This is a genomic window from Plantactinospora sp. B6F1 (assembly GCF_040120695.1).
Taxonomy (GTDB): Bacteria; Actinomycetota; Actinomycetes; order Mycobacteriales; family Micromonosporaceae; genus Plantactinospora.
In genome coordinates this window covers 112376-136023 of sequence record NZ_JBEEAC010000013.1, presented here as the reverse complement: position 1 = coordinate 136023, position 23648 = coordinate 112376, and the positions used below count along the sequence as shown (strand labels likewise).

Genomic DNA, 23648 nt, shown 5'->3' with positions numbered 1-23648 from the left:
CCTGGGAGGATGAAACCGGGCGCCGCCTCCGATTCGTGGAATCGCAGGCGGGTCCGGCATCAGTTGGAGCAACGATCACGCCAGCGGGACAGAAACGGCCGGACGCCCGCGACCTCAGCCCGCCCAGCCCCGCTCGCGCAGCCAGCCGAGCACCAGTTCGGCCGTTGCCACCGGGTCGACCCGCAGGTCGTGCCGTTCGCCCGGCCGCACCTCCACCCGGACGCCCGATTCCGCGACCGGTACGCCGAACGGGTCCCGATCGCCGTTGACCACCAGGGTCGGCACCCCGGTACGCAGCTCTGCCGCCCGGGACCGCTCCGGCCGACCGGGTGGATGGAGCGGGAAGGCGAGCGCGACGACCCCGGACGCGCCGAGAACGCCGGCGGTGCGGCAGGCGACCCGCGCGCCGCTGGACCGGCCGCCGACGACCAGGGGCGGGGTCGGGCGGCACCGGCCCAGCAGCTCGGTGACGACCGCCACCCAGGCCTCGTCGAGCTGGCTGGCGGGGGCCGGGGCCCGCCGACCGGCGACCCGGTACGGCTGGGTCACCCTGGCCACCGCGACCCCGGCCCCGACCGCCGCGTCCCGGAGCGCGACCAGGTCCGGCGCGTCCACGCTGCCGCCCGCACCGTGCCCGAGCACGAGCAGGCCGCTCGGCTCGGAACCCGGCAGGTCGACGTCCACCCGGGCCGGCCCCCGTGGCGTGTCGATCTCGTCTCCGCGCAGCACGGCGCCACTGTAGGACACCCGACCGGGATCCTGCGGCGTCACCATCGGTATCCGGTCGGCGGGCCACACGCCGCACCCGACGACCGGCGCCAGCCCGGCGCCGCAGCCACGAGCCGACCGACCGACGACCGGTACTGCCCGGTCGGTGGCCGGCGGTCGAACGGGTCAGCGGCTGGAGCTGATCGGGACGAGGGTCAGCAGGCGGTCCCGGACCGGTGGTCCGGCGTCGCCGACCACGTCCGGGTCACGCTCCACCTGGTCTCGCCAGGCGACCAGCATGGCCCGGCGTTCGCGCGGGGTGGTCGCCCCCCATACGCCGTGGCAGTCACCCACCTCAAGCGCCCAGGCGAGACAGGGTCCCTGCACGTCACAGGTCCGGCACAGCGCGACGGCCGAGTCGGCCGGCTCGCTCGGTGCCGGAAAGAACGTCTCCGGGTCCACGCTCTGGCACACCCCCCGGGTACGCCAGGCATCGTCCAGGCGCCGCTCGCTGAGTGCCCGAAGCAACCTCGGGTCTCGACGCGCAGCGGCAACCTCGTGCGGGCGTGGCATCCGCGCCCGTGTCATCCACCCACCTCCCCCGTGGGACCGACTAAGATCGATGGGTGCGCCCGCCCAGTGCGAGCCGACACCCACTGCCGGCGCTGTGTTCTATCGCACCACCACGATGCGTGACAAGTGCTCTCAGCAAAGGTGTGGAAAACTCCGGGCGACGATCCACCCCGAACGGTGCCAAATCGGTGCAGGCAAATATGCGCTTCCGAGGTCAGAACAACGTCGATGCGGCGGGTTCTTCTGGTAACGCGCGCAGCGGCTCGGCGGCGACCCGGGCGATGAGTTCCGGGCCGTCGTTCCGGACATCTCCGACCGCCCTGCCGACCGGCCGGATCTCGATCGCGGACAGCGACTTCTCGTCCGGCGGCGCGAGCAGCAGGGCCGGGTCGTCGGCGCCGTGCAGCCAGTCGGACCAGCGCTGCCGGGACAGCAGCAGCGGCATCCGGTCGTGCACGCCGGCCAGCTCGCCGAGCGCCGCCGTGGTGACCACGCTGCAGGTGAGCAGCGGATCACCGGCGCCGTGCCAGACCGACCAGAGCCCGGCGAAGGCGAGCACCCCGCCGTCGCGCGGAGTCATGAAGTACGCCTGCTTGCCGCCGTCCCGGCGGACCCACTCGTACCAGCCGTCGGCGGGAACGAGGCAGCGGCGCCGGGCGAACGAGTGGGCGTACGCCCGGGTGGTGGCGACCGTCTCGGCCCGCGCGTTGATCATGCGGGCGGCGCCCCGGGTGTCCTTCGCCCAGTGCGGCAACAGCCCCCAACGGGCGACGGAGAGGAGCGAACCGGCCGAGTCGGCGCAGACCCGCACGATCGGCACCGGATCGGTCGGCGCGACGTTGTAGTCGGCGGCGAGCCGGCCACCGGTCTCGTCGTACGCCTCGAAGAGCGCGCTCAGATCGGCCGCGCTACGGGTGGTCGCGTACCTACCGCACATGCTGGCCACGCTAGCGCCTCCGGCGCCGGGCCGGCCGTCCCCGCCTGGCGAGCGGGGCCGAGACCGCACTCTCGACCGCCCCACCCACCCTGGCCGGCCGTCCCGCCAGGCGAGAGGGACCGAGCCTCCGATCACGCACACCGGCCGGCGAGGCAGAATGTACCGGTGCCGAACCTGACGGCGGTCCGCCCGCTCGAGCCCTGGACCGCGCCGACCGCGACCGACCCGGTCGCCTCGACGCTGCGGCTGCCCGGCTCCAAGTCGTTGACGGCCCGGGCGCTGGTGCTCAGCGCGGTGGCCGACGGCCCCTCCACGCTGCGTCACCCGCTTCAGGCGCGGGACACCGAGCTGATGGCCGGTGGCCTGCGCGCGATGGGCGCGCACGTTTCCACCGTGGACGGCGAGCGATGGGTGGTCCGGCCCAATCCGCTCCGGGGACCGGCGCACGTCGACGTCGGACTCTCCGGCACCGTCATGCGGTTCGTCCCGCCGGTGGCCGGGCTCGCCGACGGGCCGGTCACCTTCGACGGCGACCCGCACGCCCGGCTCCGCCCGCTCGGCCCGCTCGTCGGCGCACTCCGCTCCATCGGGGTACGCATCGACACCACCGAGGGCGCCAGCCTGCCGCTGACCGTGCAGGGCACCGGTCGGGTGCTCGGCGGCGAGGTGGAGATCGACGCCTCGGCGTCCAGCCAGTTCGTCTCCGGGCTGCTGCTCGGCGGAGCCCGGTTCGCGCGCGGGATCGTGGTCCGGCACGTCGGCCCGCCGGTCCCGTCCGCGCCACACCTGCGGATGACCGTGCAGATGCTCAGGGCCGCCGGAGCCGCCGTCGACGACAGCACCCCGGACGTCTGGGCGGTGGAGCCGGGCCGGCTCTCCGGGCGTGGCTGGGACATCGAACCGGACCTCTCCGGCGCGGTGCCGTTCTTCGCCGCCGCGCTGGCCACCGGGGGCGGGGTGACCCTGCTCGGCTGGCCGCGCAGCAGCCTGCAACCGGTCGACACGCTCCGCGAACTGCTCTCCCGGATGGGTGGCCAGGTGAGCCTGGGCACCGACGGCCTCACCGTACGCGGCACGGGGACGATCCGGGGGCTGGACGCCGACCTCTCCGACGTCAGCGAGTTCACCCCGGTGCTGGCCGCGCTCGCCGTGCTGGCCGACTCGCCGTCCCGGCTGCGCGGCGTGGCACACATCCGGGGCCACGAGACCGACCGGCTGGCCGCGCTGGCCCGGGAACTGACCGGGCTCGGCGCCGACGTCACCGACACCGCCGACGGGCTGGAGATCCGGCCCCGGCCGCTGCGCGGCGGGAGGTTCCGGACCTACGCCGACCACCGGATGGCGCACGCGGCGGCGGTGATCGGGCTCGCCGTGCCCGGCATCGAATTGGACGACGTGGCGTGTACCTCCAAGACCATGCCCGAGTTCCCGGCACTATGGTCGACGATGGTGACCGGCGGCGACGGGCGCCGGTAACCGGGACCGATCCGTTTCCTCGCTGGTCGCCGCCGCCGGAAGACGAGACGGGGAGCGAAGCTGGCGGGCAAGCGGGAGTACGACGAGGACGACGTACGGGTGCGACCCGGGCGATCGTCGCGTCCGCGTACCCGCACCCGGCCCCGGCACTCCGACGCGGTCGACGGCTTCGTGATCGCCGTCGACCGCGGCCGCTACACCTGCGTGGTCGGCGACGACCCGGGCGCCGGGCGGACCGACCGGACCGGCGGCGGGACGGTCACCGCGATGCGGGCCCGCGAACTGGGCCGGAAGTCGGTGGTGGTCGGCGACCGGGTCGCACTCGTCGGAGACACCTCCGGCGCGGCCGGGGCACTGGCCCGGATCGTCCGGATCGCCGAGCGCCGCTCCGTGCTACGGCGTACCGCCGACGACGACGAGAGCACCGCCGAGGGGCGGCTCGAACGGGTGGTGGTGGCCAACGCCGACCAGCTCGTGATCGTCAGTTCGCTGGCCGACCCGCCGCCGCGGACCGGGTTCATCGACCGGTGCCTGGTGGCGGCGTACGACGCCGACATCGAGCCGCTGCTCTGCCTGACCAAGTCGGATCTGGCCCCACCCGACGGGGTGCTCGGCTACTACGCCGAACTGGACCTGCCGCACCTACTCGTCGGCCCCGGCTCCGACCTCGACGAGCTGCGCGGACTGCTCGCCGAGCGCGTCTCGGTGCTGGTCGGGCACTCCGGGGTGGGCAAGTCGACGCTGGTGAACCGGCTGGTTCCGGAGGCGGACCGGGCGGTCGGCACGGTCAGCGCGATCGGTCGGGGCCGGCACACCTCCACCAGCGCGGTCGCGTTGCGCCTGCCATCGCTGCCGGGCAACCGGCGTACCCATCCCGGCTGGATCGTCGACACCCCCGGGGTACGCAGCTTCGGCCTGGCGCACGTCTCCGCCGAGAGTCTGCTGCACGGCTTCCCCGACCTGGTCGAGGGGACCGTGCAGTGCCCGCCGAACTGCGAGCACACCCCGGACGAGGCCGACTGCGCACTCGACGCCTGGGTGGCGGCCGGCAACGCCGACCCGCGCCGGCTGGCGTCGTACCGCCGGCTGCTGGCCTCCCGGGCCGGCGAGGTCGAGTAGCTTCCGGCGACTATCCGGGCAGGCCGTCGGGGTCGGTGGCGGTCGGGCCTGGATCGAGGTCGACCGGGCCGCCGCTGCGCCAGTAGACACCGTCCCGGCGGGTCAACAGCACCTCGTCGACCAGGTACCGGCGCAGCGTCACGTAGTCGTCGTACCAGGCCCGGAGCAGGGCGTCCACCTCCCGCTCTGCGTAGCGCACCCCCGGCTCGAAGGTTGCCACGACGTGTTCGAGCAGCAGCAGCCGCTTGCCGTGCGCGGCCGGCATCCGAGAGATCCGGCCGTCCCGGAGGAAGGCCCGGAGCACGGCCGCCGTCGCCCGGTCCGGGTCCGGTTCCACGTCGGGCTCGCCGGCCGCGGACGGGTACCCGCGTACCGCCGCCTTGAACGCCCCGACCAGGGCGACCATCCGGCCGTCGACCGTCTCGACCAGGCCACCGGACTCCAGCCGGCGCAGCGCGGCGAGCACGGTCCGGACGGGCAGCCCGGTCCGCCGCGCCACCTCCGCCGGCTCGGCCGCGCCGAGTACCACGGCGGCGAAGGCGGCCAGCCGGTCCGGCTCGGCCAGCAGGCCGATCAGTACCTCGGGGGACGCGTCGGAGATCGGTTCGGTCGCCACGGCGCGGGATGCTAACGCACCAGGCCGGACCGGATCGAGTAGGTTTCCGCCATGGCCCAGTACGCGGACGACCTGTCCCTGGCGCACATGCTCGCCGACACCGCCGACTCGATCTCGATGGCCCGGTTCCGGGCCCTGGACCTGCACGTGGAGGCGAAGCCGGACCTGACGCCGGTCACCGACGCGGACACCGCCGTGGAGCGGGCGGTCCGGGCCACCCTGGCCCGCACCCGGCCCCGGGACGGCGTGCTCGGCGAGGAGTACGGCGCCTCGGCCGCGCCCGCCGGGACCGGCTCCCGGCAGTGGGTGATCGACCCCATCGACGGCACCAAGAACTTCGTCCGGGGGGTGCCGATCTGGGCCACCCTGATCTCGCTGATGGACGGCGACACCCCGGTCGTCGGGCTGGTCTCCGCACCGGCCCTCGGCCGCCGCTGGTGGGCGGCGACCGGGCTCGGGGCGTACGCGGGCCGGCACCAGGCCGCCGCCACCCCGATCCGGGTCTCCGGGGTCAACCGGCTCGCCGACGCCAGCTTCTGCTACTCCTCGCTGGACAGTTGGGAGGAGACCGGCCGGCTCGACCCGATGCTGGACATCATCCGGGCGGTGTGGCGGAGCCGGGCGTACGGGGACTTCTACGGCTACATGCTGGTCGCCGAGGGGGCGGTGGACGCGATGGTCGAGCCGGAGCTGTCGCTGTGGGACCTGGCCGCGCTGATCCCGATCGTGACCGAGGCCGGCGGCACCTTCACCGACCTGGCCGGACGGCCGGGGCCGGGTGGTGGCAGCGCGATAGCCAGCAACGGCAAACTGCAGCAGGATCTGCTCGACCGGCTCGGCTAGGCGGCCGCGCGAAGCGACGCGGCAGCCTCTATCCTCGCGTGGTGTCCACCGGTTGGTGCTTCCTCGCGGCCATGATCGCCGCCTACGGCGTGGCCAACCTGCTCCAGTCGATGGCCGCGACCCGGACGGCCCTGCACCACACCTTCGACCCCGGGCTGCTGCTGCGGCTGGTCGGACACCGCAGCTATCTGGTCGGGCTGACCTGCCAGGTGCTCGGCTTCGTCCTCGCCTTCCTGGCCCGGCGCGACCTGCCGCTCTTCCTGGTCCAGGCGAGCGTGGCGGCCGGGCTGGGCGTGACCGCGCTGCTCGGGGTGCTGGTGCTCAAGTGGCGACTGCCGGCCGCCGAGGTCCTGCTGCTGGTGCTCCTGCTGGTCGGGATCACCGCGCTGGTCCTGGCCGCGGAACCGGCGCCGTCCCGGCAACTCGGGACCGCCGGGGTGGTCGCCCTGGTCGCCGCGCTCGGCGTGATCGGCGCGCTCGGTTTTCCCGCCGTACGCCTGCACGGCGTGCCGGGGTCGGTGGCCCTCGGCGCGCTCGCCGGGTTGGCGTTCTCGGCCGCCGCGGTCGCCGCCCGGCCGCTCGCCTCGGCGCACTCGTTCGACGCCTTCCTCGGCAATCCCCTGCTCTACCTGCTGATCGTGCACTCGATCGTCGGCCAGCTGCTGCTCGGCCTGGCGATGCAGCGGGGCTCGACCACGGCGGCGGTGGCCGCGATGGACGCCGCCGGGGCGGTACCGGCGGCGGTCGTCGGCCTGCTGCTGCTCGGTGACCGGATCTGGCCGGGCCGGGAGTGGCTGGCCGGGGTCGGCTTCCTGGTCACCCTGGCGGCGGTGCTCGGGCTGACCCGGTACGCCGAGCCGCAGCACCAGCACATCCTGCTGCCCGACCAGCGGGGTCGGGAGCTGCCCGTCCGGCCGCCCGCGGTGCTGCCGGTCCGGCCCGCCCCACGGCTGTCGAGGTCGGCCGTGCCCGGTCGGCGTCGGTCCACCCCGATCGCGCCGGTCCCCCGGCGTTGAGCCGACACACCCGGTCGGGTGCCCGGCTCCGGCCGGCTCGGGCCGGTCGGCTCGGGACAGGCCGGCCAGGCATCCGGTCAGCAGCCGGCGGCCAGCGACACCACCGGGTCAGCTCGCGGCAGGCTGGCGACGGCGTACCACCCGCTCGTAGAGGCGCTCCAGCGCCCCGGCCGTACGGTCCCAGGTGTAGCTGCACCGCACCCGGTCCACCGCCGCGTGCCCGTACGCGAAGCGCTCGGCGTCGGCGGCGAGCAGCCGGCGCAGCGTCAGGCCCAGGCCCCGTACGTCGCCGGGCGGGACCAGCCGGCCGGTGACCTCGTCGACCACGGTGTCCACGATGCCGCCCATCGAGTAGCCGACCACCGGCACTCCACAGGCCATCGCCTCCAAGGGGATACGGCCGGCGGAGGCGTACCGGGGGGTGCAGGCCACCACGTCGGCGGAGCGGTACCAGGCGGGCATCTGGTCGTGCGGCACCGCGCCGACCAGCCTGATCTGGTCGGCGACCCCGCTGGACTCGGCGACCTCCCGCAGCCGTCGCGCCTCGGCGTGGTTGTTCAGGGTGCCGTCGGGCGGGCCGCCGGCGATGACCAGCTCGACGTCCCCGACCAGCCGCAATGCCCGGATCAGGTCCTCCTGCCCGTGTCCCGGCTCCAGGCCGCCGGCGGCCAGGATGCGCGGCCGCCGGTCCCGGGGCACCGCCTCGCCCTCCGGGGCGAACAGCCCGGTGTCGACGCCGGCCGGGACCACCACCACGGAGGCGCGCTGCAATCCCATCCGGGTCAGCTCGTCGACCTCGTCGGTGCACTGTGCCACCGCCATGTCGACCGCCCGGGTCAGCGCCCGCTCCAGCGGAATCCGCTCGCCCGGACCCCGGTACGCCTCGCCGAGGTGCCGGAGCTGTTCGACGCCGAGCGAGTGGAAGGTCTGCACGACCGGGATGACGCTGTCCCGCACGGCACTCGCCGCCGCCAGCCCGCCGATCCAGAAGTGCCCGTGCACCACCTCCGGCGCCCACTCGCCGGCCCAGCGGTGGGTCAGCCAGCGACCGAGTTCCGGCACGTGCGGCACCAGCTCGCCGGTGGCGGCGGGTCGGGACGGGCCCACCGGCACCCGTTCCACCCGGTAGCCGGCGATCTCGGTGGCCGGTGGCGCGTCGGGGTCGTCGAGCCGCTCGTACACCCGTACGTCGTGGCCCCGTCCGGTCAGCTCGGCGGCGACCCGGGCGACGTGCTGGTGCGTACCGGCGAACTGGGCGCGACGCTCCTGCGGCGGGCCGGCGTGTGCGCAGACGAGGCCAACGCGCATGGGTCACCTCCAGCGACGGCTGCGGCGGCTAGGACCGTTCGATCAGAGGCTCCCATTAACCACGGCGGACCGAGCGGAAACCTGGCAAACCGGTGCGCCGACCCACCGGTCCGGCCGCGGGGCACCTCGGGCGCCTTCGCCCGGTTACGGGTACCCGGCGAGCGGGTAGTGATCTGTCATGCGCGATGACGAGTTTCCGACGCCCGTGTCCGACCCGGAGGCGGAAGGTCTGCCCGACACCGCCGACGACGACTCGACGGCCCGTGACGACGTCGAAACCGGCCGGGAGGCGGACGGTCGGGATCCCGCCGCACTACCCACCGATCGCCGACCACTGGCGGCGAACCGGTACGGAAACACCGCCGAGGAGCAGGCCGACGGCGAGCCGCTCGACTACAAGCTCGCCCAGGAGCAGCCCGATGTGCCGGTGGACGATCCGCAGGCCGGCCCGGCCGAGCAGGGGGTCTCGGAGGAGGCGGACAGCGAGGAGGCCGCCGCCGAGGCACAACTCGACGCGGACGTGATGGGTCCGGGGCCCACCTCCGACCCGGACTCCCCGGTCTCGATCTACGATCACGGCAACCTCGGCGACGCGCCGGGCGGTGGGCCGGTGGGCCGGCTGGTGGAGTCGGACGAGGGTGCCCGGAACGACGACGAGACCGACTCGGTCGCCTTCGACCGGGGTACCGCGGGCGGCGGCGCGAGCGCCGAGGAGTTGGCGGTCAACGAGACCCAGCCGCCGCCGTGACCCGGCCCGCCCGGTCGATCGGTGAACCTTTCCACCTCCCCTTGCGGTCCGACGGACTGCAAGGTCGGACGCGGTGCATGAGCGCCGCGCGGTTCAGGTTGGAAGAGGTCGGTTCAGGTTGAAGAAGGTTCAGTCGTCGAGCCCCTGCTCGATGGCGTAGCGGGTGAGCTCGACCCGGTTGTGCAGTTGCAGCTTGCCGAGCGTGTTCTGCACGTGGTTCTGCACCGTACGGTGCGACAGCCCGAGCCGGTCGGCGATCCGCTTGTAGGACATCCCCTTGGCGACCAGCCGGAGCACCTCTGTCTCCCGCTCGGTGAGCCGGGGCAGGTCGTCGCCGGAGGGTGCCGGCGCGGCAGCGATCCGCCGGTACTCTCCGAGCACCAGACCGGCCAGCCCGGGCGTGAAGACCGCCTCCCCGGCGGCGGTACGCCGGACCGCGTCCAGGAACTCCGCCGGCCCGGCCGACTTGAGCAGATAGCCGGTGGCCCCGGCCTTCACCGCGTCGAGCACGTCCTGCTCCTCGCCGCTGGCCGAGAGCATCAGCACCCGCACCCCGGGCAGTCCGGTCAGCAGCGCCCGGAGCACCTCGACGCCGGAGACGTCCGGAAGTTGAAGGTCGAGTACGACCACGTCGGGGCGGGTGGCCGGGGCGACCCGGACCGCCTGCCGCCCCTCACCGGTGGTGGCGACGACGCGGTAGCCGGCCTCGGTGAGGTCCCGGGCCACCCCCTCCCGCCACATCGGATGGTCGTCGACCACCATCACCCGTACTGCCGGCCCGCCCTCGTCGATCACACCGGCGAGCCTAGACGAGCCCGGGATGTCCGCACGGTCACGCGTCCGGCCACTGCCCCGGGACCGTCCGGCCGTCCGGCCGGTGGCCCGTCCGGCCACGGCCCGGGACCCTCCAGTGCGCGATCACCGGCCCGCGATCACCGGTCCGTACGCTGCCGTGGGACCGCTGAGCCGCGCGGTACCCGCAGCTCGACCTCGGTACCCTCGCCGGGGGCCGAGCTGATCCGGACCGTGCCGCCGAGGTCGGCGATCCGCCCCTCAATCGACTGGGCCACCCCGAGCCGCCCCTGACCGACCGCCTCGACGAGCCGTCCCGGTGGAATCCCCGGCCCGTCGTCCCGGACCGAGACGATGACCGCCTCCGGGTCGTCCTCGACCAGGACCCAGCCCCGCCCGCCACCGTGCCGGCCGACGTTGTCCAGCGCCGCGCCCACCGCCGCCGCGACCTCACCGGCGACTCCGGCCGGCAGCGACACCGGGGTCGCCGGTGCGGCGATCGAGACCGTGGTCGAGGCGTACCGGGCGAGCAGCGAGCGCAGGTCGACCTCCTGCCCGTCCCGCCCGGTCGGTGCCCGGTTGGCGATCAGGGACCGCAGTGCCGCCTCCTGTTCACCGGCGAGTCGGGCCAGTTCACCGGCCTCGCCGTCGAGGTGCGCGCCCCGGCGCTGAACCATGGCCAGCACCTGGAGCACGGAATCGTGGATCCCCCGGGCCAGCCGCTCCCGTTCCCGGGTCGCCGCCTCCAACTCGACGGCCTGCTGCAACCGCTCCTCGGCGATCACCGCGAGCCGGACGACGTGCCCGACGGCGATCCCGGCGAGCAGCATCAGCGCGGCGCCGGTCAGCGACGCCTGGGCGAAGCGCTCCCGGGCCACCAGGTCGGTGCCGCCGATCACCAGAGCCGCCACCACGCCGCGGCGGCGCCCGCCGGAGACCGCCCAGGCGAGCACCGGCCCGGCCAGCCAGGCGACGCTCGGCGGCGGGACCCCGTCGTTCATGACGTCCAGGCCGACCACCCGGGCGGCGGCGACCACCACCACCAGCACCACGGCCAGGTCGGCCAGGAGCAGCGGCCAGCGCCGCCAGACCGGATCGGCGTACGCGTAGCCGGCGAACACCGTCCAGCCGGTCATCGCCAGCAGCAACACGGCACCTGACACCGGATGGGTGTATTCGTTCAGGTTCCGTACCGCCAGTACCGCGACGTACGCCAGTGCGGCGAACCGGTAGACGGCGATGGACCGCCACAGCGGCGCCTGGAGGCTGCCCGGCGGGTCCCGGCGGCGGCCGCCCGGCGCGGCGCTCGACGAGTCCGACACGGACCGACCATCGCACAGCCTCCCGGGCGGGGCGACCCCGCACCCGGGGCGCTCCGCCCCCGACGCCCGGATGCGCAGCTACATACCCTGACGTAGGGTGGGAAAGCCACGAAAGGACTCGACGACCAGCGGTGGGACGACCATGAGCGACATAGATCCCCTCGCGCCCACCGCTGTCGCCTCCGGCGGGTCTCCGCCCCTGATCGCCGAGACCTTCGACGGCGACCGGGTGACCGAGATCCGACACACCGTCACCGACTGCGCCAAGGCGGCCGGTCTGGGCGGCGCGCGGCTGGACGATTTCGTGCTCGCCATCAACGAGCTGATGACCAACGCGGTACGGCACGGCGGCGGGCGGGGCTGGCTGCGGCTGTGGCGTACCGGGGAAGTGCTCTACTGCCTCGTCTCCGACACCGGGGCCGGCATCGGGCCCGACCGGCTCGACGAGCGCCGGCGCCCCCTGCCGGAGGTCGCCGGCGGCTGGGGGCTCTGGCTGGCCCGGCAGCTCAGCGACGAGATGCTGGTCCGCAGCGGCCCGGACGGCACCACCGTGCGGATCAGCGCCCACCTGAACGCCCCCGGCCCCGCCGCCGGGTGACTGCGGCTGCGGGGCCGAGTACGGTGCTCCGCATGACCGGTCAGTTCGTCGCCGCGATCGATCAGGGCACCACCTCGTCCCGCTGCATCGTCTTCGACGACTCCGGCGGCATCATGTCGATGGCCCAGCGGGAGCACCGGCAGATCTTTCCCCGACCGGGCTGGGTCGAGCACGACGCCGAGGAGATCTGGGCCGCCGTCTGCCAGGTGGTGCCGGAGGCGCTGGCCACGGCGGGGATCGGCGCCGACCGACTCGCCGCGATCGGCATCACCAACCAGCGGGAGACCACGGTGGTGTGGGACCGGGCCACCGGCCGGCCCGTGCACCACGCCATCGTCTGGCAGGACACCCGTACCGCGCCGCTGCTGCGCCGGCTCGATGCCGACTATGGCGAGCAGCGCATCCGGGAGCGCACCGGGCTGCGGCTGGCCACCTACTTCTCCGGACCGAAGCTGCGCTGGCTGCTCGACAACGTCGACGGGCTGCGGGACCGGGCCGCCCGCGGCGAGGTGCTCTTCGGCACCATGGACAGCTGGCTGATCTGGAAACTCACCGGACGACACGTCACCGACGTGACCAACGCCAGCCGGACCCTGCTGATGGACCTGCGCACCCTCGACTGGGATCCGGAGATCCTCGACGTGCTCGGCATCCCGGCCGGGATGCTGCCGGAGATCCGCTCGTCGGCGGAGGTCTACGGCACCGCCGACGGCCTCGCCAGGAGCGGGAGCGTCGGGTCGTTGGCCGGCGTGCCGGTGGCCAGCGCGCTCGGCGACCAGCAGGCGGCACTGTTCGGGCAGACCTGCTTCCAGCCCGGCGAGGCGAAGTGCACGTACGGCACCGGCAGCTTTCTGCTGCTCAACACCGGTGAGAGTCCGGTCGCCTCCCGACACGGGCTGCTCAGCACGGTCGGCTACCGGATCGGGGACCAGCCGGCGACGTACGCCCTGGAGGGGGCGATCGCGGTCACCGGGTCGCTGGTGCAGTGGCTACGGGACAACCTCGGGCTGATCTCCAGCGCGCCGGAGGTCGAGGAACTGGCCCGGACCGTCGAGGACAACGGCGGCTGCTACGTCGTACCTGCCTTCTCCGGGCTCTTCGCTCCGCACTGGCGCAGCGACGCCCGGGGCGTCATCGCCGGGCTGACCGGCTACGTCACCAAGGGCCACCTGGCCCGGGCCGTGCTGGAGGCGAGCGCCTGGCAGACCCGCGAGGTGGTCGACGCGATGAACGCCGAATCGGACGTGACGCTGCGCCGGCTCCGGGTCGACGGTGGGATGACCGCCAACAACCTGCTGATGCAGTTCCTCGCCGACGTGCTCGACGTACCGGTGGTCCGGCCGACGGTCAGCGAGACCACCTGCCTCGGTGCCGCGTACGCCGCCGGCCTGGCGGTCGGCTTCTGGCCGGACCTGGCGACGCTGCGCGCGCAGTGGCGCCAGGACGCCGACTGGACGCCCGCGATGGACCCGGCGCACCGGGACCGCGAACTACGCAACTGGCGCAAGGCGGTAACCCGCACCCTGGACTGGGCCGAGGACGAGGATTAACGGGGCGGACTGCGGTCGAGCGCGGCGACCCGGCGTGGTCCGGCCGTACGCCGGTAGCTGGCGTCCAGAAGCTCGCCGATCTCGTCCCAGTCGGTGCCGTCGGTGAGGTCCACCCCGATCCAGCCGTACGCGCCCAGGTACATCGGCAGGTAGCAGTGCGCCTCGGTCAGCAGCGCCTCGCGCTCGTCCGGGTCGGCCAGGACGATCACCGACTGATCGTGCTGCCGGTACCCGCCGTCGACCTTGACGGAACCGCCGTAGTAGGCGAAGACCTTGGTGGTGTAGAAGGCCGGACGGCCGTGGGAAATCTTCTCGGCCGCGTCCGGGAAGGCCAGCGCGAGCGACCGTACCCGGCGCAGCATCGGGTCTGACTCGTCGAACATGACCGGGTGTCCCATGCCGGAAGCCAAGCATACGGCGACGACAGTTCGTCTCCCGCCATGCCAAGGATAGGCGGTCCCGACGCGGGACTGGGCTACTCCTGGTCGAGTACGGCCACCATGGCTCCGGCCAACTGTTCGATCCAGTCGATTGTCTGCGTCGTGGCCGCCGCGTCGATCGGACGCTTCTTCGGGGCGTTGTCAGGATCCTCGTCGTACTCGTGGGCGATCTTGTGCCGTCGGCGGACAATCTCCCGAAGCTGTTGCTGCACCTCGGTGCCGGAGATCTTGACACCGTCGCCGGCCTGCTCGCTGAGCACCCGCGCCGCCCGATCCCACAACCCCTTGGCGTTCGCCACCATGGCGAACCCGTCCCGGATCTTGTCCGGGTTCTGGTATGTCAGGTGGCCGTGCGTCTGGCGCAACTGCCGGTCAAGTGCGTCGGCGAGGGTGAGTTCACCCTGCTGGACCCGCTGGAACAGCCCGAGGGTCATCGGGAAGCCGGCGAAGCCCTTGAACTTCTCGGCTGCGTCGGGCTGGCCCGCGAGCCGGCGCATCCGGTCCCGAATCTCCTGACGCACCCAGTGGTCCAACGCCGCGACCGCCTGCACCCAGGCTGCCCGGAACACGTCGTCCACCTCGAACGCCCGCACTTTGAGCTGCGCCAGATGCTGCCCCGCAGTCGCCAGATTCCGGGCGTAGTTCAGGTTCCGCTGGAGGTTGACGAACGGCCCCGACTCCTGCGCGGTCACCGGCTGTTCGGCGACGTCCGGCACTTCGGGATTTGTCCCGCCGAGCAGCCGGCGCATCCGTTCCACGACGTCGGGCTGGTTGACCCGGAAAATCGTGGCCAGCGCGGGTAGGTTCAGTAGCTCGGTCGCCAACACCGATCGAGGGAGATCGGTCCGCACCCAGTTCACCGACCGCACGTGCCGCATCGTCCGCCCGAGATCTGTGCGGTACTGGTACGGGCCGGTTACCCAGCCGACCGCCACGTCGGGGCTGGTCCGTCGGAGCAGGAGCACGAGGTCCCCTGGCTGCATGCGGCTCCGGAACGCGAACAGTTGGATCGCGTACGCGTCCGCGGATCTCGGTTCCACCTCCGGGTAGTTGGCCCGGACGATGTCCTTGACGTCCTGTTGGTTGGGGCGGGACGTCAGATCGCCCGCGGCCGGCCATCCGATCGAGATGACGTCGTGTTTGAAGATCGTCTCTTCGTAGTCGTCGTCCCGCCCGGCCCGGACGATCCACGCCTGCGCCACCACGTCTCCCTCTCGTCGCGCTGTCTGCTTGATCGCCGTCATTCGGTGTTCGTCACCGGGAAACGGGTGCGTTCGCCGGCCCAGGGGACGGACGGGACCTCAGGGATGGCGGACATCGGACGGGCACTGGCCCGCTCCCGGTCGAGTACCGATCGCCACTCCTCCGGGCTACCGACGACCAGGAACGGCCCGATCGGCACCTCGACGGAGTCCTCGGCTATCCGCACCGGCACCGACTCACCGGCCAGTTCCAGGTCGCTGTCGAGGCCGGCGATCCGGGCCGACTCGATCGCGTTCTCCAGGTCGGCCATCCGGGCCGAACCAGACCAGTTGATCCCCTTCCCGGCGGCAATGAAGATCATCCGCCCGTCCTCCCACGGACTCTCGTAGAGCGCGAGATCGAGGGAGAAGCCGGTCGTGGAGTCGCTGGGTACGGCCACTGCCGCGTCAAGCCACCCTGGACGGAACCGGTCGAGCAGGTCGTTCATCGCCCGGGCCAGCAGGCTTCGACGGGCGGCGAGGAAGTCCCGATACGCGCCCGGGTGCCACAGACTTTCGTCGAGCGGCACGAGGTGGGCGGCCAACTCGTCCTTGGACAGTTCGGGGAAGTAGTCGACCGGCGACCGCCCGGCGATCTTCTTGTTGGCCTTACCGGAGATGAAGACCAGGTTCGTCAGGTCGTTGATCTCAGTCTTCTCGTAGTCGTCAACAAGGATGGCCGCCGGGTGGATGTGGTGCTGCTCGATGCCGCGCTCGCTGTCCACCCCGGGCAGGATCTCGCCGCCGTACCACCAGTCGCGGGCGTCGTTGAGCTGGGCGACGAGCAGGCTGAGGAAGAAGTACGGGCTCTCCTTGGTGCGGCCCAACAGCGCCCGCTCGGTCACCTCGACCCGGGAGTGCACGACATCCAGGTTCTCCAGCAGTGCCCGGACCGCCCCGGCGCCCTTCTCGGCGGCCTGGATGTCCTGACTGAGCCGGGTGTCCGTGGAGCCGCTGTACCGCGTCCGCACGGTGGCGATCAGCAGCCAGTAGAGGATGCCGTTGATGGTGTCCCGGTCGGTCGGCTCCTCGTCGGGCCGGCCGAGCAGGACCACGAGGGGGATCAGGACCACCAGCGAGGGCAGCGGTTCGGATCGGATCAGCCGGAGTTGGGAGCGCAGCAGTGGCACCAGCCGGCGCAGACCGCGTTGGACCACCGTCCAGCCCTGCTCCAGTTCGACGTCCTTGGCCTGCCGCAGCCGGCTGTGCGAGTAGGCGGAGAGACCTCGGCCGAGCACCACACCGGCCAAGGCCCGGGAGAGAAAGTTAACGTCGATGCCGCCGTAGCCCTGCGACCGCCAGTAGTCGGCCTCCTGCTCCAGTTTGGCCAGCACGCCGGTCCACCGGGTGGATAGGGTGGCCATGGCGAGGTCGAGGGTGCCCAGGCGCCGGCCGCCGCTGTTCACCCGGACGAAGATTTCCGCGACCTCGTCGTACGGGAAGCCTTTGAGCACCTCCATTGCGAAGCGCCCGTTGCGCAACTGCTTGACCTTGCTGAGCCGCCGCTCGATTTCATGATCGGGAAGCGTGGCACCCGCGTCGAGCATCTGTTTGGTGATCCTCAACATGCTCGCCTCGGGGTCGAGCACGTCGTGCACCTTGATCCATTTCGAGTCCCGCCGGGTGGCTGCGCTCTGGTTCTGAAAGCGCTCGCCCTCGACGTGGAAGACGATCTGCGCCTCGGGATGATCGGTGAAGACCCGATGCAGCGAGGTGAGCCGCTGCTGACCGTCGAGCAGGAAGAGCGGTGGGCGGGCCGGCCGGGTTTCCAGCCCGGTCACCGCCATCGACCTGGTCTCCGGCATGTCGTCGGTCTGCCAGAACAGCAGTGATCCGAAGGGATAGCCCCGATAGATCGAGTCCATCAACTTGGCGACCTGGGTCGGCTTCCAGACGTATTCCCGCTGGATCTCCGGCAGCCGGATCTCCGCGCTGGAGATCTGGTCGATCAACTCGCCGATAGACCGCTCGGTTCGTTCGACATGCACGGGGGCACTGCCTCCACGGTGAGGGATGTAATTGATCATTCGTCTTCGAACTCGGCCTGCTCGAACCTTAGTGCACGGGCGTTTTCCCGGACGGTACGCACACGGTCCTCAGTGAATCCCGACGAGTTCGTCGCGGTGATCTCCACCGAGATGGTCAGTGCGACGCCCGGGTCTGCCGCCAGGTGCTGCAACACCTCCCGGTCCAGATCGGTGAGCAGCTTCATCCGGCGCAGCGGATTGGGGTCGACCTGGTAGACGCCGAAGAACCGCTTCGGTCGCTGCTGCGCCGCCGGCCGGTCGATCGGCGCGGCCGGCTCGGGTCCACCGCCGCTCGGCAGGTACGTGACGCCCGGCGCGACCACATCGACCGGGACGCCCTGCCGACGGGCTTCCTCGGCCTGCCGCTCGGTGTTCTCCAGGTCCCGCTGCGCCCGCGCCCGCCCGGCGTCGACGATAAGCGTCGAGTCGACGACCTGGCCGAAGCCGTCCTCGTGCGGCAGGGTCAGGTCCAGATAGCGCCCGTCGGTGTCGTCGTAGCCGGCGGCCAGCGCGAATCCGGCGACCGTCCAGGCGATCTCGTCCAGCACCGAGCGGACGGCGGTGTCGAGTACCTGCCGGTTACGCAGCCGCGCCAGGTACGGATACTTGCAGTACAGCGCCCACAGTTCGCCGACGCTTATGTGCCCGCGTTCCCAGAGCGCGGCGAGACGTTTCGGGTCTTCCAGGTCCAGCCGGATGTTGCGTACCCCGTGTTGCACTCGCAGCAGGTCGGACTGGCGCAGTTTGGCGCTGGTCCGGGGTCCGAGCCCGGCGGTGGAGCCTTCGGCCCGGACGGTCTCCCACTGCACCGGCCGGTCCGGCTGCGGTTGCACCGGCACCAGGGCGTGGGTGTAGGTCTCCGGGATGCGCAGATTCACCGCGTGGTCGGCTTCGGCGCGGCGGGTTTCGGCGAGTTTGCGCTGGGCCGGGTCGAGGTTGCGTTCCTCCCAGGTGGTCTGGATCTGGTCCCAGGCGATGAACTGCCGGGCGGCGGTCTCCAACTCGGCCACCCGCTTGTGGTCGGGGGCGAGGAAGACAAGCATGTTCCGATTGACCCGCTGCCCGGTGCCCCGGGTGTCCAGCGCGTTGCGGGCGAAGCCGATCGCGTCCGAGTCGGTCGCGCCCCGGGTGTGCGTGTGGCGCGGGTGCAGCACGACCAGCCGGGCTTCCGGGTCGTCGGGGATGTCGGCGCTGTTCTCGGGAGCGGCGTGCAGCCGGACGAAGTCACCGGGGCTGGCCTGTTCCTTGCGGAGCCGGCGGACGATCAGCGCCCACGCCTCCTCCGGGCGTTCCCGTAGCCGGTCGGCGATGTCGGCGGCGGTGCGGGCCACCGACTCCTGCACGTCGTACCACCAGCGACCCCGGTCGCTGTACAGGTAGGTGGCGCGCTCGCCGAGCAGGTGCAGTGCGGAACCGAAGTTGCCGACGACATCGCCGGGGATCGCCACGCCGAGCCAGATCCGCTGCTGGTCGATGCCCTTGTGCCCGCTCTTGATGGTGGGCGCCGAGCCGAGGAAGATCGTCCGGGCGATCCGCTGGGTGAGGGCCCGCTGCTGGAAGGCGGGGCGGGTGGCGTCGATGGCGGCCGGCGTCGCCTGCGGGGCGTCCACATCCTTGTCGAGGATCGGTTTCCAGGCGTCCTCCAGATATTGTGTCAGCTCGTCGCGGGGTGCGGAGACATCCAGCGGCACGCTGCCCGGCATGATCAGCGGCCCGGCGTCACCGGAGATCCAGAGCGTGTGGATCACCTTGCTCATCAGCCGGAGCACGCCCCGGGTGCGCTGGAATCGGTCCAGTGTGGACCAGTCGCCGTAGAGCCGGTCGAACAGTTCCGGGTGGATCGGATAGGCGGCCCTGATCCGCTGCTCGTAGTCCCGCTCCGAGCAGCCGCTGGGAAACTCGCCCTTGTGCTGGTGATAGAAGCGGGTGAACTGGTGGGCGACGGCGGCGATGTCGCGCAGCGCGTCCCCGTTCGGAGTTTCGAAGAGCCGCCGCCGGACGATCTCGAACGACTCCTCGGCGCTGGCCGGTCGCCAGTTGTCGGCGAGTCGGCGCACGACGTGCTGGAGCCGGTTGAGCGCCGCCTGGCCGTTGGGGCCGCCGACCTCCAGGTCGGTGGAGCGGTGCGAGTCCTCGGGGCGGTGCGAGGCCGGGATGGAGACGACCAGCAGCGCGCCGGGCACCGCCGCGACCGCCTCGGTGAGGGTCTGCGCGAAGGTGAACTGGGTTTCGAAGGTGCCGCCGGCCAGGTCGTCCCGGCCGAACAGCTCGCGGGCGTAGGCCACCCACTCGTCGATCAGGATCACGCAGGGTGCGTAGGCGGCGATCAGCTCGGTCAGCGCCGCCCCGGGGTTGGTCCGGCTGGCGTCGGAGTCGACGATGCTGTCGTACGCCGGTCGCCCGCCGAGCTGCCAGGCCAGCTCGCCCCAGAGGGTGTTGATCCGGGTGCCGTCCGGCTTGGCCGGCAACCCGTGCGCGGCGAGCCGGTTGCCGACCAGGACCACCCGCCGCACCCGGTCACCCAGCTCGGTCAGGTCACGGCCCGCGAGCAGCTCCTGCACATCCTGTGGGTACGCGGTGAGCGGCCGGCCGGAGAAGACGTGGTAGAGCGCCAGCATCGAGTGGGTCTTGCCGCCACCGAAGTTGGTCTGCAGGTTGACCACCGGGCTGGCGTTGGCGTCCCCGGAGACCCGCCGCACCGCCCGGTCCAGCAGGTCCCGCAGCCCTTCGGTGAGATAGGTGCGCCGGAAGAACTCGACCGGTTCGGCGTACTCGTCGCCGGCCGTGTCGCCGTGCGCGACCTGCCACAGGTCGGCGGCGAACTCGGCGGCGTGGAACGCGTTGTCCCGGACGTCCTGGTGCGGCACGATGACCTTGCGCCACGACTTGACGTCGACCCCTTCGACCAGCTTGGCGATGCTCGTCTTGGTGTCCCGCCGGGTCTCCTCGGCATAGACCGCGCGCTGGTGCTCGACCTTGCCCCGGCGGACCGCCTCGGCCTGCTCGGCCGCCCCCATCGCCTGCAACAGCAACTCGATGGTGTCGAGCGCCCGATAGGTTTCGTCGGCGCTGAACGTCTCGTGGTGGGCGAGCTTGTTGCGGGCATCCTTGAGCAGGCCGGCAAGATTGCGGTGGCTCTGCCCGAGGACGCGGCTGAACGCCCGCCACTCCTCCAGCAGCATCCGGATCTGCACCTGCGGATCCGACTTGTTGATGGTGGTGCGCCGACCGTGCCGCTGCTCGTCCCGAGCGGCGATCACGGTAGCCCAGTCGTCATTGGCGGCCCGCATGTGGGCGGTCATGTGCTCGTCGATGAATGGGGTGGCACCCTCGGCAAAGAGTTCGAAGGCGCGGTTGACCCGGTCACGGTGGCTGATGGCCATGGGAGGGAGTCCTTGCCGTCGTCGTACGGGTATCGGGATGGCTGTCGTTGGGGTGGGGCGGGTCAGGACAGCGCGTCGAAGTCGAACTCGGCCTGCTCGCGCCGGACCACAGGCATCGCGCGGGCGGCGTTGCCGAGGTCGGTCCACATGCTCACCAGGTTGTTGAACCGCAACGCCTGTCTGGCCCACTTGCGCCGCTCACAGATCGCGAAGAGCAGGTAGGCAAGCTCCTTGACCGCGTCCAGGTCGCCGAGACTGGCAGCGGCATCGGCCATGAACCGGGCCGTCGCGTCGATCCCCTGGGTGTCGAGGCGCTTCACCAGGTGCAGCACGACCTCCCAGACGCTGACCCGGTCGTCGTCGACCGGGCTGTAGTCGTCCGGCAGCTCCTCCGGCATGATCAGCCGCGCCTTGCCGGCCCGCGCCCGGAAGATCCCGGCCCGCTCCAGCCCGGCCACGCTTGTGTTCATCGCCTTGGCCAGCGTCTCGGCGGTCCCGAACGGCCCCTCGTCCCAGCTGTACTGCTCGAACCACTTGAGCGCGAACCGGCTGTCGGCGTCCAGGTCGCCTTCCTGCTCGGTCAGCACCTCGGCGAGCACCTGGTTGATCAGCGCGAGTGCCGTCCGTACCCGCATCGGGGTGCCGTCCGGCTCGGTCACCTGGGCATAGCCACTGAACACCGCCATCCCGGGGCCGATCGCCGCCTGCGCAAGGTCGACGGGAGCGATGTTTCCTTGCTGGAGTTTTTTAAGTGCATCTGGCAACTGACTTCGCAAGGCAGCAATCAGTCCGCGTCGATCGGCATTCCCGGCAATATCTACACGAGGTCGGCACGACAACACCACAGACGAAGCAAGTGCATTACTGCCGATTCCGACAGTTCTCCCCGACCTTTCCGTACGCATGGGCCAGGTCGCAGTTACATGCCATCCAGATCGAACTAGACCCTCCAGGAAGGTTTCCCAGCCAGTAGAAGCAGCACCAACTACTCGATCGTCTTCGGTTTGCTTGAATGCATAGAATAGAGTAATCGGGAAGTCGGGAATAGCTTCCCTGCGGATGACATTAAATGCCGAATCGAAGCTCGCTCGGAAAAAGTCCTCCGCTCCTTTTTTGCTGCCCCGCCGGGAAGGATCTGCGATCATCTCTTCCACCTTGGGGGACAAGACGGTATTCATCAGCTCTGGATACTGATCACGAAGGGTCTGCCGAAGCCAAACATAGAAGTAGTCGGAGAGATCGGCGTATCCAATATTGTCATAGTAAGGCGGGTCGGTAGAAATCGCCACTCCGCTATATGATCGAACCTTCGAATCCGCTTGCAACACTTTAGACGAGCCCCTTCCAGGGACTCCATGCAGTACTCGTACAATACCACGAATCATGAATTCCCAATTGCCCGAGGATGAACTAAAGGGGTTTGCCTCAGCGTAATCCCAAGCCATCGGAACCGCCTGTCTCGCGAATGTATTCCGGAGGCCCTCATTTTTTGGGTCAGGCATCCAAGTCGAGCAGGTAGATCCGTAGTCGGCCAGGCGACTGACACCGAATGCAAGGTAGTGCACGATAGCCATCGCGCGAGCTTGCGCATCCGAATCTTGAAGGCCAGACTCAAGCGAGTCTGCCACGACGCGCTTCCGCAGTAACGCAATCAAACTGACAAGAAGCAAAAGCAAGGACAGCTGACGGCTAGTGAACAGCTCCTCATGCTTCGCAAAACCGAATAATGGCGGCGAAAACCAGCGCGGGTTTTCGGGAAGGTAAGTTGAGGGGACCGATGCTGGGCGGTCTACGTCAGCGACGCCGACGTGTTTCTCGTCCGGTGGGAGGTAGATGCGCCGGCGGGTTCCTTCGGCAACGATGGCCATGAGCTGGGCGTCGATGCGTTTAGCCTTGCCCTCGGAGCGTACGTACGTGAGCGGCACCGGTTCGGCACAGCCGATGCAGACGGCACCCGTCCGGGTGACCGTGCCGTCGTTCTCCTTCGTCGGGGCCTTCGCCCCGTCGTGGCCGATCGAAAAGGCCACCTTGCCGTCCACGACGGACGGGACGACGTACGCCTCTTTGCCCTTCTTCTTGCCGAGCCACCATGAGCGGACGAGCGGCATCTCGATTCGGCAGGCCGGGTTGGGGCAGCGGACGGTACGAGCCCAGATCCAGGCAATGACGGTGGCCTTGGTGCCGTCTGGCAGCGTCGCCTTCGGGTAGAGGTGGCCGATGCGTTTCTCGGCCTCGTCCCGCATCCATTGTCCGTAACGACGCACGTCCTCGGCAAGGCCGGTCGCGCCCGGCCAGCCACCAATCCGGGAGGAGGCCGCCCCCGGGAACACCGGCGGTTGTCCCGCCCACTTCGGCGGGATTTCGATCAGGGCCTTGTTGATCAAAACGGCTACCGGGTTGAGGTCGGAGGCGTGCGCTTCCAGGCCGAGCCGCTGGGCCTCCAAGGGGATCGAGCCACCCCCGGCGAACGGGTCCAGGATCGGCGGCGGGTTGCCGTCACACGACTTCCAGATCTCCGCTCGGGCCTCCGCAAGCAGCCCTTCGTCGTTCGCGTTCTCCCAGACGACCAGGCGCTCGATGAGGTTGTGCAGCCTCTTGCGCTCCAGAATTTGATCTTCTTCCGACAGGGTCGGATCGGATGACGGATCATCTACGAGCTGGGCAAACAGCACGGCACGGCAGGCAGCGAGCGGCCGGCGAGCCCACCAGAGATGCAGAGTTGACGGGTGCCCGTGTCGGATCGACTTCTCCCGGGCGGACTCCTTGTTGATCACTTCCAACGGCAGCGATACCTCGATCAACTTCCGCTTGCGAACTTCGGTCACGGCACTCCCCAGCTGCGTCTTCCGAGGTCAGGAGCGCGACCGCCTATCCAGTTGTGATCGATGGCCAGGCGCGCCTTCGCATTCACGAAGATTGCGACGCTACACGTTGGACGAAGAAGGCGACAA

19 protein-coding genes are annotated in these 23648 nt (G+C 70.9%); 7 read left to right on the top strand and 12 right to left on the bottom strand.

Annotated elements, in window-relative coordinates; all coding sequences use genetic code 11:
* Window positions 1-114 precede the first annotated feature (114 nt).
* The 3 genes from ABNF97_RS18515 to ABNF97_RS18505 all read right to left on the bottom strand — a co-directional run bounded on the left by ABNF97_RS18515 (window position 115) and on the right by ABNF97_RS18505 (window position 2218).
* Window positions 115-729 carry an alpha/beta family hydrolase gene (locus ABNF97_RS18515; RefSeq protein ID WP_130466289.1) on the bottom strand — a complete coding sequence of 205 codons (615 nt, stop codon included), beginning with the start codon at window positions 727-729 and terminating at the stop codon, window positions 115-117.
* Window positions 730-894: 165 nt separating this feature from the next.
* A complete protein-coding gene (locus ABNF97_RS18510; RefSeq protein WP_130464833.1) occupies window positions 895-1296 on the bottom strand; it encodes a WhiB family transcriptional regulator in 402 nt (133 codons plus the stop codon).
* 199 nt (window positions 1297-1495) lie between these two features.
* Window positions 1496-2218, bottom strand: coding sequence for an SOS response-associated peptidase family protein (locus ABNF97_RS18505; RefSeq protein ID WP_130464834.1), 723 nt, complete (start codon window positions 2216-2218; stop codon window positions 1496-1498).
* A 165-nt stretch (window positions 2219-2383) separates the two neighbouring features.
* On the opposite strand from ABNF97_RS18505, the gene aroA reads away from it, so the two are divergent.
* Window positions 2384-3694 (top strand): 3-phosphoshikimate 1-carboxyvinyltransferase, encoded by a 1311-nt coding sequence (aroA, locus tag ABNF97_RS18500; RefSeq protein WP_349339239.1) that lies wholly within the window; start codon window positions 2384-2386, stop codon window positions 3692-3694.
* A gap of 99 nt (window positions 3695-3793) precedes the next feature.
* Window positions 3794-4813, top strand: coding sequence for a ribosome small subunit-dependent GTPase A (gene rsgA / locus ABNF97_RS18495; RefSeq protein ID WP_207230637.1), 1020 nt, complete (start codon window positions 3794-3796; stop codon window positions 4811-4813).
* Window positions 4814-4823: 10 nt separating this feature from the next.
* On the opposite strand, the gene ABNF97_RS18490 is transcribed toward rsgA, so the two are convergent.
* Window positions 4824-5429 (bottom strand): DUF2087 domain-containing protein, encoded by a 606-nt coding sequence (locus ABNF97_RS18490; protein WP_349339238.1) that lies wholly within the window; start codon window positions 5427-5429, stop codon window positions 4824-4826.
* Between the two features lie 51 nt (window positions 5430-5480).
* Here ABNF97_RS18490 and hisN point away from each other — a divergent pair, with 51 nt between their 5' ends.
* Both hisN and ABNF97_RS18480 read left to right on the top strand, forming a co-directional pair.
* Complete coding sequence (hisN, locus tag ABNF97_RS18485; RefSeq protein WP_349339237.1) at window positions 5481-6272, top strand: histidinol-phosphatase; 792 nt, start codon at window positions 5481-5483, stop codon at window positions 6270-6272.
* A 71-nt stretch (window positions 6273-6343) separates the two neighbouring features.
* Complete coding sequence (locus tag ABNF97_RS18480; RefSeq protein ID WP_349339268.1) at window positions 6344-7288, top strand: hypothetical protein; 945 nt, start codon at window positions 6344-6346, stop codon at window positions 7286-7288.
* A 108-nt stretch (window positions 7289-7396) separates the two neighbouring features.
* Here ABNF97_RS18480 and ABNF97_RS18475 read toward each other — a convergent pair whose 3' ends face one another.
* Complete coding sequence (locus ABNF97_RS18475; RefSeq protein ID WP_130464838.1) at window positions 7397-8596, bottom strand: glycosyltransferase; 1200 nt, start codon at window positions 8594-8596, stop codon at window positions 7397-7399.
* A 178-nt stretch (window positions 8597-8774) separates the two neighbouring features.
* On the opposite strand from ABNF97_RS18475, the gene ABNF97_RS18470 reads away from it, so the two are divergent.
* The gene (locus tag ABNF97_RS18470; protein ID WP_130464839.1) at window positions 8775-9344 is read left to right on the top strand and encodes a DUF5709 domain-containing protein; all 570 of its coding nucleotides are present in this window, start codon (window positions 8775-8777) and stop codon (window positions 9342-9344) included.
* Window positions 9345-9473: 129 nt separating this feature from the next.
* Here the strand turns inward: ABNF97_RS18470 and ABNF97_RS18465 are convergent, their stop codons facing one another.
* A complete protein-coding gene (locus ABNF97_RS18465) occupies window positions 9474-10106 on the bottom strand; it encodes a response regulator (protein WP_130466291.1) in 633 nt (210 codons plus the stop codon).
* 170 nt (window positions 10107-10276) lie between these two features.
* On the bottom strand, window positions 10277-11458 hold the full coding sequence (gene macS / locus ABNF97_RS18460; RefSeq protein WP_349339236.1) for a MacS family sensor histidine kinase: 1182 nt from the start codon (window positions 11456-11458) through the stop codon (window positions 10277-10279).
* 142 nt (window positions 11459-11600) lie between these two features.
* On the opposite strand from macS, the gene ABNF97_RS18455 reads away from it, so the two are divergent.
* On the top strand, window positions 11601-12056 hold the full coding sequence (locus ABNF97_RS18455) for an ATP-binding protein (protein ID WP_349339267.1): 456 nt from the start codon (window positions 11601-11603) through the stop codon (window positions 12054-12056).
* Between the two features lie 32 nt (window positions 12057-12088).
* Window positions 12089-13606: a glycerol kinase GlpK gene (gene glpK / locus ABNF97_RS18450; protein ID WP_349339235.1), complete on the top strand. Its 1518-nt coding sequence runs from the start codon at window positions 12089-12091 to the stop codon at window positions 13604-13606.
* Here glpK and ABNF97_RS18445 read toward each other — a convergent pair.
* The 5 genes from ABNF97_RS18445 to ABNF97_RS18425 form a co-directional block, all read right to left on the bottom strand.
* Window positions 13603-13989 (bottom strand): MmcQ/YjbR family DNA-binding protein, encoded by a 387-nt coding sequence (locus ABNF97_RS18445; RefSeq protein WP_349339234.1) that lies wholly within the window; start codon window positions 13987-13989, stop codon window positions 13603-13605. The genes glpK and ABNF97_RS18445 overlap by 4 nt on opposite strands.
* A gap of 92 nt (window positions 13990-14081) precedes the next feature.
* Window positions 14082-15248: a restriction endonuclease gene (locus ABNF97_RS18440; protein WP_349339233.1), complete on the bottom strand. Its 1167-nt coding sequence runs from the start codon at window positions 15246-15248 to the stop codon at window positions 14082-14084.
* 38 nt (window positions 15249-15286) lie between these two features.
* Window positions 15287-17275: a GmrSD restriction endonuclease domain-containing protein gene (locus ABNF97_RS18435; protein WP_349339232.1), complete on the bottom strand. Its 1989-nt coding sequence runs from the start codon at window positions 17273-17275 to the stop codon at window positions 15287-15289.
* A gap of 35 nt (window positions 17276-17310) precedes the next feature.
* Complete coding sequence (locus tag ABNF97_RS18430; protein WP_349339231.1) at window positions 17311-20697, bottom strand: DUF499 family protein; 3387 nt, start codon at window positions 20695-20697, stop codon at window positions 17311-17313.
* A gap of 62 nt (window positions 20698-20759) precedes the next feature.
* Window positions 20760-23522: a DUF1156 domain-containing protein gene (locus tag ABNF97_RS18425; protein WP_349339230.1), complete on the bottom strand. Its 2763-nt coding sequence runs from the start codon at window positions 23520-23522 to the stop codon at window positions 20760-20762.
* Window positions 23523-23648 lie beyond the last annotated feature (126 nt).

Excerpts from the sequence above, each read along its gene's own strand:
- ABNF97_RS18510 (WP_130464833.1), bottom strand. The coding sequence starts at position 1,296 with ATGACACGGGCGCGGATGCCACGCCCGCACGAGGTTGCCGCTGCGCGT.
- ABNF97_RS18505 (WP_130464834.1), bottom strand. The coding sequence starts at position 2,218 with ATGTGCGGTAGGTACGCGACCACCCGTAGCGCGGCCGATCTGAGCGCG.
- hisN (WP_349339237.1), top strand. The coding sequence starts at position 5,481 with ATGGCCCAGTACGCGGACGACCTGTCCCTGGCGCACATGCTCGCCGAC.
- ABNF97_RS18480 (WP_349339268.1), top strand. The coding sequence starts at position 6,344 with ATGATCGCCGCCTACGGCGTGGCCAACCTGCTCCAGTCGATGGCCGCG.
- ABNF97_RS18475 (WP_130464838.1), bottom strand. The coding sequence starts at position 8,596 with ATGCGCGTTGGCCTCGTCTGCGCACACGCCGGCCCGCCGCAGGAGCGT.
- ABNF97_RS18470 (WP_130464839.1), top strand. The coding sequence starts at position 8,775 with ATGCGCGATGACGAGTTTCCGACGCCCGTGTCCGACCCGGAGGCGGAA.
- ABNF97_RS18465 (WP_130466291.1), bottom strand. The coding sequence starts at position 10,106 with ATGGTGGTCGACGACCATCCGATGTGGCGGGAGGGGGTGGCCCGGGAC.
- ABNF97_RS18455 (WP_349339267.1), top strand. The coding sequence starts at position 11,601 with ATGAGCGACATAGATCCCCTCGCGCCCACCGCTGTCGCCTCCGGCGGG.
- glpK (WP_349339235.1), top strand. The coding sequence starts at position 12,089 with ATGACCGGTCAGTTCGTCGCCGCGATCGATCAGGGCACCACCTCGTCC.
- ABNF97_RS18445 (WP_349339234.1), bottom strand. The coding sequence starts at position 13,989 with ATGTTCGACGAGTCAGACCCGATGCTGCGCCGGGTACGGTCGCTCGCG.
- ABNF97_RS18430 (WP_349339231.1), bottom strand. The coding sequence starts at position 20,697 with ATGGCCATCAGCCACCGTGACCGGGTCAACCGCGCCTTCGAACTCTTT.